Source organism: Pseudomonas sp. M20 (genome assembly GCF_045037865.1).
GTDB lineage: Bacteria > Pseudomonadota > Gammaproteobacteria > Pseudomonadales > Pseudomonadaceae > Aquipseudomonas.
This window is the reverse complement of record NZ_CP173611.1, coordinates 1222238-1237384: the sequence shown is the minus strand read 5'-3', so window position 1 is coordinate 1237384 and position 15147 is coordinate 1222238. Positions and strand designations below refer to the sequence as shown.

Here is a 15147-nt window from a genome sequence, read left to right as displayed (position 1 = left end):
AGGAGTTTTCCATGCAAGCAATGATGCGTTTGACCCTGGCCGGCGCGGCCCTGCTCTCCTCTACCGCGTGGGCCGCCGAAGCACCGATTCAACCGAAAGTCATGCTGATCACCATGTTCGCCCCCGAGGCACAAAACTGGATTGATCGCCTGGAGTTGAAGCAGGAAATCCGCGTGCAGGGCCTGTCCGCCGAGTACCCGAGCATCCGCTGCAACGCGCAGCAGGTCTGCCTGTTGACCACCGGCATGGGTCAAACCAACGCCGCCGCTTCGACATTGGCGTTGGCGCTGTCGCCGAAATTCGACCTGCGCAAAAGTTACTTCCTGATCGCTGGCATTGCCGGGATCAGCCCGAAACACGGGACCATCGGCACCGCTGCGTGGGCGCATTATCTGGTGGAATTCGGCACGCAATGGGAGATCGATTCGCGCGATGCGCCATCGAGCTGGCCGACCGGGTATCTGGGCATCAACACCAAAGGGCCGAACGAAAAACCGCCGCTGGACTACAAGACCGAAGTCTTTGAACTCAACCCGAAACTGCAGGCCAAGGCCTTCGCCCTGAGCCATAAAGTCGAGCTGAGCGAGAGCAAGGAATCGGCGGCGTGGCGCCTGAAATATCCGTCGGCCCCGGCCAATCAACCACCGGTGGTGACGCGCTGCGACACGTTGGCCGGCAACACCTGGTTTTCCGGCACGCGCCTGAGCGAACGGGCCGAGGTCTGGACCAAACTGCTGACCGACAACAAGGGCGAATACTGCACGACACAGCAGGAAGACAACTCCACCTATGAGGCCCTGCTGCGTGCCAGTCGCGAAGGTCTGGTCGACGTGCAACGCCTCGCCGTGGTGCGCGCCGGCTCAGATTTCGACCGCCCGGAGCCGGGCGGCAGCGAAGTGGACAACCTGCTCAAGTACGCCGATCAGGGCGGTTTTGTGCCGGCGCTGGAGAACCTCTATCGCACGGGTAATCCGCTGGTGCAGGACATCCTGAAAAACTGGTCGGCGTGGGAAAACGGCGTCCCGCAATCCTGAGCCCGACACCCATCTAATGTAGGAGTGAGCCTGCTCGCGATAGCGGTGTGTCAGTTTAATCATGAGTGACTGATACACCGCTATCGCGAGCAGGCTCACTCCTACACGGGTTTGCGGTGGGTCAGGGAATTAGGATGACCTTGTCGCCGCTGCCCTGATTGACGTCGGCGTAGCGCGCCAAGCCTTCGGCCAACGGCGCCTCGACCAACTCTTGCGGCAACGGCAACAAGGCTTCATCAAAGAACCGCCCGAACTGCTCCAGCATCGCCGCACAGGCTGCAACGCCATACAGCAGCGAATTGATCCCGACCACCGAGCCGCCCTTGCGATACAGGGCCAGCGCCGGCAGTTGCACATGCCCATCCACCGGAGCCGCGATGATCGCGATCCGGCCGAAGGTAGCCAATGCCGCCACCGACGCCGGCAGCCAGAAACCAGTGGTGTCGAAGATCACATCGGCGCCTCCGCGATACACCGCGTTGACCTGTGCACCGAGGTCTTCGGGCTTATCCAGCTGAATCGTCTGATAACCCTGAGCCTGCAAATCCGCCACCTGCTCCGGGCGCCGCGCCGCCGCCAGCAACTGCGCGCCACGCACTTTCGCCAGGGCCAATGCTGCGGTCGCTACCGCCCCACCGCCGATCACCAGCAAACGGGTTTCAGCCGTTACCAGACTGCGTTCCAAAGCATCCCACGCCGTCGTGTACGGCACGCCGAGGCTGGCGGCCTGGGTGAAACTCAAGTGCGAGGGTTTGTGTGCCACACCATTGGCCGGCAGTTTGACGAACTCGGCGTGCGAGCCATCGGCAAAAAAGCCCAGCTCACGGCCAGTGCCCCAGACTTCCTGACCGATCAACCCCTGCGGCCCTTCGACGACGACACCGGCGAAATCGCGGCCAGGAATCCGTGGCAGCGTGGTGTACGGAAAACGGCCGAGGACGTTTTTCACATCGCTGGGGTTGAGGCCAGCCGCCTTGATCTGCACCAGCACTTCGTCAGCGCCGGGCACCGGGGTCGGCACCTCGATATAGCGCAGGGCAGACAGGTCGCCGGTTTTATCGAATTGCAGTGCTTTCATGAGGACATCCACCGAAGGAAAAGAGGAAATTCAGGACAACCAACCCGCGACCAGTTGCCGGCCCATCGGCCACAACTGCTCACCGGCGAGCATGCCGAGCAAACCGACCAGGGCGATGGCCGGGGGCGCCGGAGAACGGAAATCCAGCGCGCCGTACAACAGGCCGACGCCCAGACCGATGGCCAGCGAAATCAGGTAGTTCATGGGAGTAACTCCGCCGCTTGAAGGGAATGGGCAGAGTTTAGGGAACCGGCGGGGATAGCATCGGCCAAGGACTTCTGAATTTCGGACAAGTATCGAATGCACACCACAGAACCCTGTGGGAGCGAGCCTGCTCGCGAAAGCGGTGTGTCAGTGAAGGATGAGTAAGCTGATCTACGGCACTCGCGAGCAGGCTCGCACACATTGGATCTGCGCTGGTTTGATTAATCCTGTTCCACTATGAATTGCGAGGGGGCGACACCCAATTCGCGACGAAACATGTCACTGAAACTACTGGGTGAATAGCCGAGCTCCCGGGCAATCACACTCACCGCCACGCCCTGAATCAACTCCGCCACCGCCGTCGCCAGTTGCACCTGCCGCCGCCACTCGGCGAAGCCCATGCCGAGGCTGTCCTTGAACAACCGCGCCAGCGTGCGCACGCTGGCCCCGGCATTTTCCGCATGCTGCTCTAATGGAATCTCCAGCGACGGCGCCGCCATCACCGCCTGACACAGATTCATCAAGCGCCGGTCGGAGTCGTCCGGCATCGGGATCTTCAACTGCGAACGCCTTGCGCGTTTCAGCTCCAGCAACGCCAACCCGACCAGTGCCTCGTAATACGCCGGATCACCACTGTCGCCCTGCTCCACCAGCCCGACAATCAACTCGCGCAGCAACCCACCGACCTCGATCACCTGCACCGTCTGATCCAGCGTCGCCGCCAGCGCCGGGCGCAGGTAGATATTGCGCATCTGCAAATCCGACACCACCCGAATCCCGTGCGGCACCCCCGGCGGCAACCACACCGCGCGCTGCGGCGGTACCACCAGCGCTTCGTGCGGCGTCTCGACCCACATCACCCCGCTCATCGCATACAGCAACTGTCCCCAGACATGCTCGTGCGGCTCGATAAACAGCCCACGCGGATACGTGCGTGCCAGCGGTTGCACGGGCACATCGGTATCGCTGAGATCGGGCGGTGCGGCAAGGGCCATGGCGAGCATTCATTGGGCTTGGTGGAAGCGCCATGGTAACCAGTGCGAAACGGCGTCGCCAAGGATAGATACCGTCGGACAATCCGAGTGAATTTTCCCGGTGCGCCGCGATCCCTCTATTACCACAGGGAGGAATACGGGCTTTATGAACAACGCAAAACTCTATGTCATCGACTACACCCTTCACGGCACGCCCAAGTCGTTCATTATCCGCTCGGACAAGATGGACAACGCCGAGGCGTGGCACTGGGCGAGCTGCGACGCCGGGGTCGGTCGCATTCCGCGCTTTGGTCGGGAAAAGGTGCAGAAGACCAGCAAGCCGATGGCGGAAAAATTCGGCGTGGAAAACGTTGTGTGGCGACCGACCAGCTAAGCTCGGCCTGGCGATCGGCATCATTCGGGGGAATGCACCATGAGCAACATCATCAGCCCGGCGCATCTGGACTACGGCCTCGATACGCTGTTCGGGCGGATCACCAAAAGCGTGGACTGCCGCGTTGGGCTGGAGGCGGTCGAAGATGATCCGTTTCGCTTCGCGTTGCGAGTGCCGGCACCGCTGCCGGAAGACCTTGATCAGGCGAAAACTGTGGTGGTCAGGGTTGAGGGGCGAAGGCTGCAGGGCACGGTGCGTCATACCGAACGGATGGACGATGAAAGTCTGAAACTGGAAGTGGAGCCTGATTAGGCTCCACTTTTTTATGCGTCGTTCGTCATCCGTGGGCGCATTTACAGCCCTTGGTTGAACATTCCGCACCGTTCTCATGATGATGGGCGCAAGCCTCGCAGCAAAAATGCTTGCCATGACGCACGACCGGATGCTCGCCGAGCTTGCAATTGCATTTAGGGCAGTCACAGGTTTTATCAGGCATGGGACAGACTCCTTGGGTGGTGGTTGTCTGGGGCTTGAAGGGCAAGCCGTAATATCCAGTGTAGGAGCTGCCGCAGGCGGCGATCTTTTGATTTTGTTGGGGATTGGGGATTGGGGGCATATCCGTTGCTGCGGGTGTTGCCACTGGCGGTTTCGCTCTTACAGCGACTCACTTTTCCAAACGCCGAAAAGTAAGCAAAAGGCTTTGCCCCTGGCGTACGGCACTTCGCTTAGGCTCAGTGTTCCCTCGCTACGGTGTCCATCCGGGGGCATCGCCTACGGTTTGCTTCGCTGCACCTCCTCTCGATGTGTGCGGCTGCGCCGCACGGCGCTGCGCGCCTAACCCCCGGGATGAACACATACGCTCGGCCTGCCGATGGGGCAAAAGATCAAAAGCCGAAGCAAGATCAAGAGCCAGATCAAGAGCCCCTCACCCTAGCCCTCTCCCAGAGGGAGAGGGGACTGATCGAGGTGTTTGGTAGAGGTACGCCGACGTGCAATACCGCGTTGAACTCAGGTTTTGAAACGCCCGAAAATCGGCTCCCTCTCCCTCGGGAGAGGGCTGGGGTGAGGGGCAGCAACAACGCAAATCAAAAGCCGAACGCGCCCCGCTCCTCACCACTCAATAGGCCGAGTGTCAGCTCGCCTGCTCTTGATCTGTAAGGCGACATCGGAAGGCTGAGTGGAGGGATTGATCCGGGCGTGGGAGCGCAGCGACCGTTTGGCGAAGCCAAACACAGCGAGAGGAGGTGCAGCGAAGCAAACCGTAGACGCTGCGCCCGGATCGATCCCGCAGCGAAGGAACCCCGAGCCCCAGCGAGCGGGCCGCACGTAGGAGCAAGCCTTTTTGGTTACTTTTTCGGCGTCTGGAAAAAGTGACCCGCCGTAAGGGCGGAACCCTAATCAGCAACACCCGCAGCAACGGATATGCACTCAACTCACCCAGCCTGACGCGAACTCCTGTACATAAACACCAAAGCCACCCCCAAACACACCATCGCCAAAATCCGCGAACCAGACAGCTCAATCGCCGGATTCCCCAACCAGCCAAAATTATCAATCAACATCCCCATCCCCAACTGCCCGACAATCACCGCCACCGTCGCCACAGCCGTCCCCACCACCGGCACCGCCCCGACCATCACCATCATGTACACCACGCCAAACAGCGCCCCGGTCAACTGCCACTTCGGCACATCCAACAAGCTCACCGCATGCGCCGGCTCAAAAAACAAAATCAACAACCCGGTCGAAACCGCACCGACAACGAATGTCAGCAGACTACTGCGCAACACCCCGACGCTCTCACCCAAACGCCCATTGATCGCCGCTTGTACACTCAACACCGCACCGGCCAACACCACCACCGCCAACAAAATAACCAGACTCATCACTCACCCCCGCGCAATCAAAACCAAAGCCACCACAATCAACCCCAACGCCAGCCACCGCTCGGCATTGACCTTCTTGCGCGTCGCCCCGAACCAGCCGAAATGGTCAATCAACACACTCTTGCCCACCTGACCCGACAGAATCGCGATCATGGTCATGGCAATACCGATATGCGGCGTCGCCAGGGTCAGCACCACCACATACATCGGCCCCAGAAACCCGCCAATCAACTGCCAGCGCGGCAGATCCGTCAGCGCCGGCCCCTTCTGCGGCCCCGCAAACAACAGCAGCAAAAACAGAATCGCCGAGCCCACACCAAAGATGCTCAAGGTCGCCCAAAGATGCCCCACCTGAACACCCAACGGCCCGAGCAATCCCGCCTCCACCGACAAACCCATGCCCGCGAGAATCACCAGCGGCAGCAACAACAAGCGCAATCCGGATTTCGTCGCCGGCGCGCTAACGCTCACCTCATCCAACGTTTGCATAAACAACATTCCACTCAAGTAAACGATGGCGCGGATTATCGGCTGGCGAAGCTTTGCGATAAATGGGAGCATCCGGACAACACTTTTGCGCAATTCGCACAGCAGGACGCATCATGCACGGGCTCAACGAACTCGGATTCAAGGCACTCAGGCTATTTGTGGCCGTGCTCGATCACGGCAGTTTTTCCGAAGTCGCTCGCCGTGAAGGCGTGGCGCCCTCCTCTATCTCGCGGCAGATTCAATTGATGGAGCAGGCGCTGAACCAGCAATTGCTCTACCGCCACACTCGCGCAGTGACGCCCACCGAAGCCGGGCGCATGCTCGGTCACCACGCGCGGTTGGTACTGGTGCAACTGGAGGAAGCCGAACAGGCGTTGCAAGAACAGCAAAGCGAACCCACAGGCCTGGTGCGCATCAACGCCCCCGTGGTGTTCGGCCAGCGCCATCTGACGCCGTGGCTGGGCAAGTTATGTGCGCGTTATCCGAAGCTGCAACTGGATATCCAGCAGACTGACCGTTACGTCGACCCGCTTCAGGAGGGTGCGGATTTACTGTTCCGCATCGGCCCGCTGCACGACTCGAGCATGCAGGCGCGGATTCTGGCGCCGCATCGCTTTCAGGTCGCGGCCAGCCCGGCGTATCTCAAACTTCATGGCTCCCCGCAGAAACCTGAAGATCTCGCGCAACACCAGTGCCTGGCCTACAAAGGCGCGACCGGCCAGCAGCGCTGGTTTTTCCGCCGCGATGGTGAGGACTGGACGCCCTATTCGGTGAAAGGCCCGATCACCGGCAACCACGCCGACACCCTCACCCAGGCCTCTGAACAGGGTTTGGGGCTGGTGATGTTTCCGTCGTGGTTGATTGGTGAAGCGGTGCGCGATGGCACGCTGGTGCCGGTGCTGGGGGACTATCAGGTGTCGAACAGCCTGGAGCCGCAGCAGATTGCGGTGTTGTGGCCGGGGAGCCGGAGGTTGTCGGTGAAGGTGCGGACGGTGATTGATTTCTTTGTCGAATGCTTTGGTGAAGTGCCGTACTGGGATCGTCCCTGAAATCTGAAGATCAAGAGCCCCTCACCCTAGCCCTCTCCCGGGGGGAGAGGGGACTGACCGAGGTGTCTCGGGTCATCCATCGACCTGAAAGATTGAGTCGATTATGGATTCGGTAAAGCTGCTTCAGGTCGGCGGAGTTCCACAGCATCCCCCAATCAGTCCCCTCTCCCTCCGGGAGAGGGCTAGGGTGAGGGGCTTTTCAGGCTGTCAGATCCGGAACTGGCCGACGAGTTTGCCCAGCCGCTGCCCAAGCTCCGCCAAACTACGCGAAGTCTGCGCACCCAACTGCGTTTCATCGGCCACGCTGTCCACCGCCACCGCAATCTGATGCACGCTGCGGTTGATCTCTTCGGCCACCGCCGTCTGCTCTTCCGCCGCGCTGGCAATCTGCGCGTTCATCGAGTTGATCGTCGCAATCAACGATGCCATCGCGTCGAGAGAAGCGCCGGCCTGATTGGCTTGCTGTGAAGTGCCGTCACCCGCCTCGCTGGATCGGCGCATCGCTTCCACCGCCTGCTGCGTACCCGCCTGCAAACGATCGATCATGCCCTGAATTTCCTGGGTACTGATCTGCGTGCGACTGGCCAATGCACGCACCTCATCCGCCACCACGGCAAAGCCGCGTCCGGCCTCGCCAGCGCGCGCCGCTTCGATCGCCGCGTTCAGCGCCAGCAGGTTGGTCTGCTCGGCGATCGAACGAATCACCCCGAGCACGCCGACAATCGACGTCACGTCCTGCTGCAGGCTGTCGAGCGACACGCCGCTGCTGCGAATGTCATCGACCAACGCATGAATCTGCTTGATGCTGCCGGCCACCACACGCTTGGCGCTCTGGCCTTCTTCATCGGTCTGCTGAGCGGCGACGGCGGCGTTCTGCGCGCTCTTGGCGACTTCCTGCGCGGCGGCAGACATCTCGTTGATCGCCGTGGCGACCTGATCGGTCTCATGGCGCTGACGCTCCATCGCCTGATCGGAACGCTGGGCCTGATCGGATACCTGCGTCACCAGCCCGGTGAGTTGCGTGGTCATCTCGGTGATCTGTCGCACTAGGCCATGGATCTTGTCGACGAAGCGGTTGAACGAACCGGCCAGTTCACCCAGTTCATCCTGGCTGGTGATATTCAGTCGACGGGTCAGATCGCCCTCGCCTGCCGCGATGTCATCGAGGTTGGCTTTCATCAGGGTCAACGGACGCAAAATGGTATTGGCCAGCAGCATTCCCGCCACCGCGATCACCAACAGCACCACCACCGCCACGCCAACGATGCTCAGCACCACGCCTTGCATGCGTTCCTGCACCTGCGCTTCGACCAACGCGACTTGCGCTTCGATGCCGTCGAGGTTGACCGAGGTACCGACGGCCATGTCCCACTTCGCCAGGTATTCGGTGTAGCCGAGTTTCGGCACCAACACCTGCGCATTGCCCGGCAACGGCGAGCTGTATTGCAGATAATGCGTGCCGTCCTTCGCCACACTCACTAGGCCACGGTTGACGTAAACGCCGTTCGGGTCACGGTTGTCCTTGAAACTTTTGCCCACGCCTTCAGGGTCATTGGCCTTGAACAGGCGCACGGTCTCGGAGTCGTAGCCGAAGAAGTAGCCGTCCTTGCCATAGCGAATGCCCGACAGCAGTTTGATCGCCTGCGCCCGCGCATCAACGTCACCGGCAGCGGCGGCGTCGTACAACGGTTTGATCGTGGTCATGGCCACGGCGACATAACTTTGCAGGGTGGCTTTGGCATCGCCGAGCAGGCGCTCGCGGGTCTGTTCGACCTCTTTGTGCGCCTGTTCCTGGAGGATGAACAGCGTGGTCAGGCTGATGACCAGCGCAAAGAGCAACACCGGGAGAACGGCGAGGGACAGGACTTTAGCCTTGAGGCTCAGGCGCATTGTGGGAGCTCACTCTTTTGGTTTTATTGGCGTGGTTAAAGGCTTTAACGGCACGCGCAAGCAAAAGTTGAGTCCGTGGTCACCCCATCCCCTGTAGGAGTGAGCCTGCTCGCGATAGCGGTGTATCTGTCAGTACATCTGCCAACTGATACACCGCTATCGCGAGCAGGCTCACTCCTACAGGGGAGACGTGGGGTTTAAAGAACCATCGCGGCCACCCAGCCGAACGCCAGCAGCGGCAGGTTGTAGTGCAGGAACGTCGGCACCACGGTGTCCCAGATGTGATGATGCTGACCGTCGATATTCAGGCCCGAGGTCGGGCCCAGCGTCGAATCCGAAGCCGGCGAACCGGCGTCACCCAATGCGCCAGCGGTGCCGACGATGCACACGATCGCAATCGGGCTGAAGCCTAGTTGCACGCACAGCGGCACGAAAATCGCCGCCAGAATCGGCACGGTGGAAAACGACGAACCGATGCCCATGGTCACCAGCAACCCGACCAGCAGCATCAATAGTGCACCGATGCCCTTGCTGTGATTGATCCACGACGCCGAGGATTCAACCAGCGTCTGCACCTCTCCGGTGGCCTTCATCACTTCAGCAAATCCGGACGCGGCGATCATGATGAAACCGATCATCGCCATCATCTTCATGCCCTCGGTGAAGAGGTCATCGGTCTCACGCCACTTGACGATGCCCGATGCCGAGAAGATCAGAAAACCGACCAGCGCCCCGATAATCATCGAGTCCAGCAGCAACTGCACAATGAACGCGGCGGCAATCGCCACACCGGCAATCATCAGGCTCAGCGGGTTGTACTGCACCGCAACTTGCTCGACCTGCTCGATCTTCGCCAGGTCGTACACGCGCCGTTTGCGATAAGTGATGAACGCCATCGCCAGGCCGAAGACCATGCCCAGCGCCGGAATGCCCATGGCGTGGGTAACGTTGATGCCGCTGATGTCGACGCCGCTGCGCGCAACATTCGCCAACAGAATTTCATTAAGGAAGATGTTACCGAAGCCCACCGGCAGGAACATGTACGGCGTGATCAGACCGAACGTCATCACGCAGGCGATCAAGCGGCGGTCGAGTTGCAGCTTGGTCAGTACATAAAGAAGCGGCGGCACCAGCAGCGGAATGAACGCAATGTGGATCGGCAGAATGTTCTGCGAGGCAATCGCCACCACCCACAACAGGCCGATCAGCAGCCATTTGACGCTGCCACCGCCGGTTGCGTGCTGACGGTCGACCATCGCCAACGCCTTGTCGGCCAGCGCATGGGCCAGGCCGGACTTGGCAATCGCCACAGCGAAAGCGCCGAGCAACGCGTAGGACAACGCCACCGTTGCGCCGCCGCCAAGGCCGCTGTTGAACGCCTTGAGCGTGGCCTCGATGCCCAGACCACCGGTCAGGCCGCCAACCAGCGCGCCAACGATCAAAGCGATCACCACATGCACGCGGGACAGGCTGAGCACCAGCATGACGCCGACTGCCGCTATGACTGCATTCATTTCACTTCCTCGAAAAACACTGCGGTGGAAAACCGACCGCCAGACAGAATGAGTCCGCCAAAGCTTAACCGGCGGATTTGCAAAGAGGGTCTTATTAGAAGGGCGCGCACTGTGAATGAAGCAGCGGCAAGCTGCAAGTCACAAGCGGCAAGCTTTTGCGTTTTTTCACTTGCAGCTTGCGGCTGGAAGCTCAAGAAAGCTGCTCTTGGGCCGTTACAGTGCAAAGTCTCAGATATTTATCGAATAAGGACGTCTCCATGTCGCTCAGACAACTTTCCATCCAATGGAAAATCACTTTGCTCGCCGGCCTCTGCCTGGCCGGTATCGTGACCCTGTTGGTCGGTCTTTCGCTGTATCGCATGGAGCACAGTTCTGCACTGGTGAAAGCTTCGAGCATGGAAATGCTCACCGAGTCGGCGCAAGCGCGCATCGAGTCGCAAGGTGAAGTGCAGGCTGCTGGCATTCGCCAGCAGTTCATGGACGCCTATCAATACGGCCACGGCTTCTCGCGGCAGGTGCTGTTCCTGCGCGAGCAGGCCGAGAAGCGTTTTCTTGATGCCTTCGACCTGCGCGAAGACATGACTCGCCAGGTCAAATCGGCGCTACAAGCCAACCCGGAGCTGCTCGGCCTGTCGCTGGTGTTCGAAGCCAACGCGCTGGACGGCAAGGATGAACTGTTCGCCGGTCAGGCTGAACTGGGCAGCAACGACAAGGGCCGTTTCGCCCTGTACTGGTCGCAACCAACGCCAGGCAAAGTCACCTCAATGGCCCTGCCGGAAAGCGACATGGCCGACACCAGCACCGGCCCCAGCGGTCAAGCCGCGAACGCCTGGTTCACCTGCCCGCGCGCTACGCTCAAACCGTGCGTGATCGAACCCTACTTCTATGTGATCGACGGCCAGAACGTGCTGATGACCAGCATCGTCTTCCCGCTGATGGTCAACGGTAAAGTCATCGCCTCGCTGTCGGTCGACATCAACCTCAACAGCCTGCAAGCGATCAGCCAGGGCGCGAGCAAAAAGCTCTATGACGGCCAGACCGCCGTGAGCATCATCAGCCCCGCCGGCCTGCTCGCCGGTTACAGCCCGGATGCCGGCAAACTCAGTCAGCGTCTGGATGCCGTCGACAAAATCAGCGGCGCCGAACTGCTGAGCAAACTTGCCTCCACCAGCAGCGTCAGCAGCCTGCACAGCAACGGCCAGTTGAAAGTGCTGTCACCGTTCCCGCCGATTCCCGGCGGCCCGGCGTGGGGCGTGTTGCTCGACGTACCGGAAAAGGTCCTGGTCAGCCGCGCCGAAGCGCTCAAGCAACAACTGGACGCGAGCAATAATTCCGGCACATTGATCGAACTGAGCCTTGGCGTGCTGGCGGCGTTGATCGGCTTGCTGCTGGTGTGGCTGATGGCGCGCAGCGTGACCAAACCGATCCTCGGCGTGGCACACATGCTCGAAGACATCGCCAGCGGCGAAGGCGACCTGACCCGGCGTCTGGCCTATGACAAAAAGGACGAACTCGGTCAGTTGGCCGGTTGGTTCAACAAGTTCCTCGACAAGTTGCAGCCGATCATCGCGGAAGTGAAACGCTCGGTGCAGGATGCGCGCAACACCGCCGATCAGTCCTCAGCGATTGCGACCCAGACCAGCGCCGGTATGGAACAGCAATACCGTCAGGTTGATCAGGTCGCCACTGCGTCCCACGAAATGAGCGCCACTGCGCAAGACGTCGCCCGCAGCGCTGCACAAGCTGCCGAAGCGGCCAAGGATGCTGATCGCGCTACCCGTCAGGGCCTGACGGTGATCGACCGCACTACCGCGAGCATCGACACCCTCGCCGCTGACATGAGCGCAGCGATGGTGCAGGTCGAAGGCCTTTCCGCCAACAGCGAGAAAATCGGCGCGGTGCTGGAAACAATCCGCGCCATCGCCGAGCAGACCAACCTGTTGGCGCTCAACGCCGCGATCGAAGCGGCCCGTGCCGGTGAGGCTGGCCGTGGTTTTGCCGTGGTCGCTGACGAGGTACGCAACCTCGCTCGCCGCACACAAGAATCCGTGGAAGAAACCCGTCAGGTCATCGAGCAGTTGCAGAGCGGTACACAGGATGTGGTCGGGGCGATGGGCAACAGCCATCGTCAGGCTCAGGGCAGTGTCGAACAGGTTGGCCAAGCCGTGACCGCGCTGCGCCAGATCGGCGATGCGGTGACGGTGATCAGCGACATGAACCTGCAGATTGCCAGTGCCGCTGAAGAGCAGAGTGCGGTGGCCGAGGAGATCAATAACAACGTGGCGACGATTCGTGACGTGACGGAGTCGTTGTCCGGGCAGGCGAATGAGTCGGCGCGGGTGAGTCAGTCGCTCAATAGCCTGGCGAATCAGCAGCAGAGTTTGATGGATCAGTTTCGGGTTTGATTTGAAGGTTGTGGGGTGTCAGCTGGATTACCCCCTCACCCCAGCCCTCTCCCCCAAGGGGGCGAGGGGGAAAGGGAGCTGATCTTCATGTCATTCAAAACCTGAGTTCGACTCGATATTTTCAGGTCACGTTGATGCTTTCAAAAACCTGAGTTCGGCTCGGTGTTTCAGGTCGGTGTAACTCGAACATACACCTCGGTCAGTCCCCTCTCCCTCCGGGAGAGGGTTGGGGTGAGGGGCTTCTAAAAGGCTCACCGCCGAGGCAACTCGATCACCACTTTCAACCCGCCCCACTCACTCTCGCCCAACACCAGCAACCCGCCCCAGGTCTCGACAATATCGCGGACAATCCCTAGCCCCAGGCCATGCCCATGGGTCTGTTCATCCAGCCGCGTGCCACGACTGAATACCTGAGCGCGCTGTTCTTCGGGAATCCCCGGGCCGTCATCTTCCACGCTCAGCGCAAAGCCATCCGTACGTTCGATCACACTCAAACGCACCTCGGCATCCGCCCACTTGCAGGCGTTGTCCAGCAGATTGCCGAGCAACTCGAGCAAATCCTCCCGATCCCACGGCAGTTGCAACCCCGCCGGCGCAACATAACTCAACGCCAAATGCTCGCCGTGAATCATGTTTAACGTCGCCAGCAACCCTGGCAGTTCTGCATCACAATCGAACAACGCACCGGGCAGCGCATCACCAGACAACCGTGCCCGATTGAGCTCGCGATTGAGCCGCTGCTGCACCTGCTCCAGCTGTTCCTTGAGCACCTTGCGCAACTCGGGATGGGCATCGAGTTTTTCGCTGGAGGCCAGGCTCAACAACACCGCCAACGGCGTTTTCAACGCATGCCCTAGGTTGCCCAGGGCATTGCGTGAACGCTTGAGGCTGTCTTCGGTGTGCGCGAGCAAATGGTTGATCTGCGCCACCAGCGGTTCCAGCTCCACCGGCACCTGCTCATCGAGTTGTGAACGCTGGCCCTGCTGCAATTGCGCGATCTGCTCGCGAGCCTTCTCCAGCGGTTTCAAGGCGCGGCGCACGGTCAAGCGCTGCAAGAACAGAATCAGAAGCAACGCCGCCAGCCCCAAGCCCAGACCGATCTGGCGCATGCGCTGAAAACTCTCGCGCACCGGCGTGTAATCCTGCGCGACGCTGATCGAAATCGATTGGCCCAGACGTCGATAATCTGAACGCAGCACCAGCAATTGCTGACCGTCCGGGCCCAGTTGCAGATTGCTGTGCAGACCGGGATGGTCGAGCAGCGGCAGATCCTGATCCCACAACGAACGCGAGCGCCAATGGCTGTCGGCAAAGTCGATCCGGAAATAATGCCCGGAAAACGGTCGCTGATAGGCCGGCGACAGATGCCGCTCATCCAGTTGCAGGCCTTGCGGGCCCCGCACCAATGCCACTAGCAGACTTTCGCTGTCGTTGCGCAGACCGGCTTCGAGATAACGCTGTAAACCCACTTCGAACAACCACAGGCTGGTTTGCGCGACCACCACACCGACGACCACCATTACGCTGATCAAACCCAGGCTCAAGCGGCGCTGGATCGACCTCACGAAGCCTGCCCGCCGAACAGGTAACCCTGGCCGCGACGGGTTTCGATCACGCTTTTGCCGAGCTTGCGCCGCAGATGATTGACGTGCACTTCGAGAACGTTGGAATCGCGCTCGGTTTCACCGTCGTAGAGGTGTTCGGCGAGGTGGCTTTTGGAAAGGATCTGTTCCGGGTGCAGCATGAAATAGCGCAGCAGGCGGAATTCGGCAGCGGTCAGTTGAATGTCGGCGCCGTCGCGCACCACGCACTGGCGACCTTCGTCCAGATGCAGCCCGGCAGCCTGCAAGGTCGGCTGATTGGCCTGACCTTTGGAGCGGCGCAGCAACGACTGAATGCGCAGCTGCAGCTCTTCGGGGTGGAACGGTTTGGTCAGGTAATCGTCGGCACCGGCTTTCAGACCTTCGATGCGCTCGGCCCAGGAATCGCGCGCCGTGAGGATCAACACCGGTATCGCCAAACCACCGGCGCGCCACTGCGCCAGCACTTCAAGCCCCGGCACGCCTGGCAGGCCGAGGTCGAGAATGATCAGGTCATATGGCTCGCTGCTGCCCTGATACAGTGCATCACGACCGTCGGCCAGCCAATCCACCGCGTAACCTTGTCGCTGCAGGCTGGCGAGCAATTCGTCGGCCAACGGTACGTGGTCTTCCACCAATAGCAAACGCAT

General features: G+C 60.6%; 15 protein-coding genes and 3 pseudogenes. 6 read left to right on the top strand and 12 right to left on the bottom strand.

What is annotated here, in order from left to right:
• Positions 1–11 precede the first annotated feature (11 nt).
• Positions 12–1034 (top strand): purine-nucleoside phosphorylase, encoded by a 1023-nt coding sequence (locus ACI514_RS05670; protein ID WP_405123252.1) that lies wholly within the window; start codon positions 12–14, stop codon positions 1032–1034.
• Between the two features lie 121 nt (positions 1035–1155).
• On the opposite strand, the gene ACI514_RS05665 is transcribed toward ACI514_RS05670, so the two are convergent.
• The 3 genes from ACI514_RS05665 to ACI514_RS05655 all read right to left on the bottom strand — a co-directional run bounded on the left by ACI514_RS05665 (position 1156) and on the right by ACI514_RS05655 (position 3320).
• A complete protein-coding gene (locus tag ACI514_RS05665) occupies positions 1156–2112 on the bottom strand; it encodes a zinc-binding alcohol dehydrogenase family protein (protein WP_405123251.1) in 957 nt (318 codons plus the stop codon).
• 30 nt (positions 2113–2142) lie between these two features.
• The gene (locus tag ACI514_RS05660) at positions 2143–2316 is read right to left on the bottom strand and encodes a DUF1427 family protein (RefSeq protein WP_007969534.1); all 174 of its coding nucleotides are present in this window, start codon (positions 2314–2316) and stop codon (positions 2143–2145) included.
• Between the two features lie 221 nt (positions 2317–2537).
• Complete coding sequence (locus ACI514_RS05655) at positions 2538–3320, bottom strand: AraC family transcriptional regulator (protein WP_405123250.1); 783 nt, start codon at positions 3318–3320, stop codon at positions 2538–2540.
• Positions 3321–3456: 136 nt separating this feature from the next.
• On the opposite strand from ACI514_RS05655, the gene ACI514_RS05650 reads away from it, so the two are divergent.
• On the top strand, positions 3457–3684 hold the full coding sequence (locus ACI514_RS05650; protein ID WP_034154602.1) for a DUF6555 family protein: 228 nt from the start codon (positions 3457–3459) through the stop codon (positions 3682–3684).
• 39 nt (positions 3685–3723) lie between these two features.
• The gene (locus ACI514_RS05645; RefSeq protein WP_160058742.1) at positions 3724–3996 is read left to right on the top strand and encodes a hypothetical protein; all 273 of its coding nucleotides are present in this window, start codon (positions 3724–3726) and stop codon (positions 3994–3996) included.
• A gap of 25 nt (positions 3997–4021) precedes the next feature.
• On the opposite strand, the gene ACI514_RS05640 is transcribed toward ACI514_RS05645, so the two are convergent.
• The 3 genes from ACI514_RS05640 to ACI514_RS05630 form a co-directional block, all read right to left on the bottom strand.
• A complete protein-coding gene (locus ACI514_RS05640) occupies positions 4022–4180 on the bottom strand; it encodes a metallothionein (RefSeq protein WP_160058743.1) in 159 nt (52 codons plus the stop codon).
• Positions 4181–5117: 937 nt separating this feature from the next.
• Positions 5118–5570: a DMT family transporter gene (locus ACI514_RS05635; RefSeq protein WP_095114263.1), complete on the bottom strand. Its 453-nt coding sequence runs from the start codon at positions 5568–5570 to the stop codon at positions 5118–5120.
• Between the two features lie 3 nt (positions 5571–5573).
• Positions 5574–6059: a DMT family transporter gene (locus ACI514_RS05630; RefSeq protein ID WP_016987941.1), complete on the bottom strand. Its 486-nt coding sequence runs from the start codon at positions 6057–6059 to the stop codon at positions 5574–5576.
• A 113-nt stretch (positions 6060–6172) separates the two neighbouring features.
• Between ACI514_RS05630 and ACI514_RS05625 the strand changes: the two genes are divergently transcribed.
• A complete protein-coding gene (locus ACI514_RS05625; protein WP_405123249.1) occupies positions 6173–7108 on the top strand; it encodes a LysR family transcriptional regulator in 936 nt (311 codons plus the stop codon).
• 207 nt (positions 7109–7315) lie between these two features.
• Here ACI514_RS05625 and ACI514_RS05620 read toward each other — a convergent pair.
• From ACI514_RS05620 to ACI514_RS05605, 4 genes and pseudogenes are all read right to left on the bottom strand, one after another.
• A pseudogene (locus tag ACI514_RS05620) lies at positions 7316–7909 on the bottom strand (methyl-accepting chemotaxis protein); the annotation flags it as partial.
• 312 nt (positions 7910–8221) lie between these two features.
• Positions 8222–8998: pseudogene (locus tag ACI514_RS05615) on the bottom strand (cache domain-containing protein); the annotation flags it as partial.
• A gap of 197 nt (positions 8999–9195) precedes the next feature.
• Entirely contained in the window at positions 9196–10512 is a 1317-nt protein-coding gene (locus ACI514_RS05610) for a Na+/H+ antiporter family protein (protein ID WP_160058746.1), read from the bottom strand.
• Entirely contained in the window at positions 10509–10706 is a 198-nt protein-coding gene (locus ACI514_RS05605) for a hypothetical protein (protein ID WP_160058747.1), read from the bottom strand. Before ACI514_RS05605 ends, ACI514_RS05610 begins: the two co-directional genes overlap by 4 nt.
• 63 nt (positions 10707–10769) lie before the next feature.
• On the opposite strand from ACI514_RS05605, the pseudogene ACI514_RS05600 reads away from it, so the two are divergent.
• Both ACI514_RS05600 and ACI514_RS05595 read left to right on the top strand, forming a co-directional pair.
• Positions 10770–12059, top strand: a pseudogene (locus ACI514_RS05600) (HAMP domain-containing protein); the annotation flags it as partial.
• A gap of 102 nt (positions 12060–12161) precedes the next feature.
• A complete protein-coding gene (locus ACI514_RS05595; RefSeq protein WP_405124201.1) occupies positions 12162–12917 on the top strand; it encodes a methyl-accepting chemotaxis protein in 756 nt (251 codons plus the stop codon).
• Between the two features lie 251 nt (positions 12918–13168).
• Here ACI514_RS05595 and ACI514_RS05590 read toward each other — a convergent pair whose 3' ends face one another.
• Both ACI514_RS05590 and ACI514_RS05585 read right to left on the bottom strand, forming a co-directional pair.
• The gene (locus ACI514_RS05590; protein WP_160058749.1) at positions 13169–14482 is read right to left on the bottom strand and encodes a sensor histidine kinase; all 1314 of its coding nucleotides are present in this window, start codon (positions 14480–14482) and stop codon (positions 13169–13171) included.
• On the bottom strand, positions 14479–15147 hold the full coding sequence (locus tag ACI514_RS05585) for a response regulator transcription factor (RefSeq protein WP_038362523.1): 669 nt from the start codon (positions 15145–15147) through the stop codon (positions 14479–14481). The genes ACI514_RS05590 and ACI514_RS05585 overlap by 4 nt, the downstream gene beginning before the upstream one ends.

Coding starts and splice junctions, on each gene's coding strand:
- ACI514_RS05670 (WP_405123252.1), top strand. CDS start 12: ATGCAAGCAATGATGCGTTTGACCCTGGCCGGCGCGGCCCTGCTCTCC.
- ACI514_RS05665 (WP_405123251.1), bottom strand. CDS start 2,112: ATGAAAGCACTGCAATTCGATAAAACCGGCGACCTGTCTGCCCTGCGC.
- ACI514_RS05660 (WP_007969534.1), bottom strand. CDS start 2,316: ATGAACTACCTGATTTCGCTGGCCATCGGTCTGGGCGTCGGCCTGTTG.
- ACI514_RS05655 (WP_405123250.1), bottom strand. CDS start 3,320: ATGCTCGCCATGGCCCTTGCCGCACCGCCCGATCTCAGCGATACCGAT.
- ACI514_RS05650 (WP_034154602.1), top strand. CDS start 3,457: ATGAACAACGCAAAACTCTATGTCATCGACTACACCCTTCACGGCACG.
- ACI514_RS05645 (WP_160058742.1), top strand. CDS start 3,724: ATGAGCAACATCATCAGCCCGGCGCATCTGGACTACGGCCTCGATACG.
- ACI514_RS05640 (WP_160058743.1), bottom strand. CDS start 4,180: ATGCCTGATAAAACCTGTGACTGCCCTAAATGCAATTGCAAGCTCGGC.
- ACI514_RS05635 (WP_095114263.1), bottom strand. CDS start 5,570: ATGAGTCTGGTTATTTTGTTGGCGGTGGTGGTGTTGGCCGGTGCGGTG.
- ACI514_RS05630 (WP_016987941.1), bottom strand. CDS start 6,059: ATGCAAACGTTGGATGAGGTGAGCGTTAGCGCGCCGGCGACGAAATCC.
- ACI514_RS05625 (WP_405123249.1), top strand. CDS start 6,173: ATGCACGGGCTCAACGAACTCGGATTCAAGGCACTCAGGCTATTTGTG.
- ACI514_RS05610 (WP_160058746.1), bottom strand. CDS start 10,512: ATGAATGCAGTCATAGCGGCAGTCGGCGTCATGCTGGTGCTCAGCCTG.
- ACI514_RS05595 (WP_405124201.1), top strand. CDS start 12,162: ATGGAACAGCAATACCGTCAGGTTGATCAGGTCGCCACTGCGTCCCAC.
- ACI514_RS05585 (WP_038362523.1), bottom strand. CDS start 15,147: ATGCGTTTGCTATTGGTGGAAGACCACGTACCGTTGGCCGACGAATTG.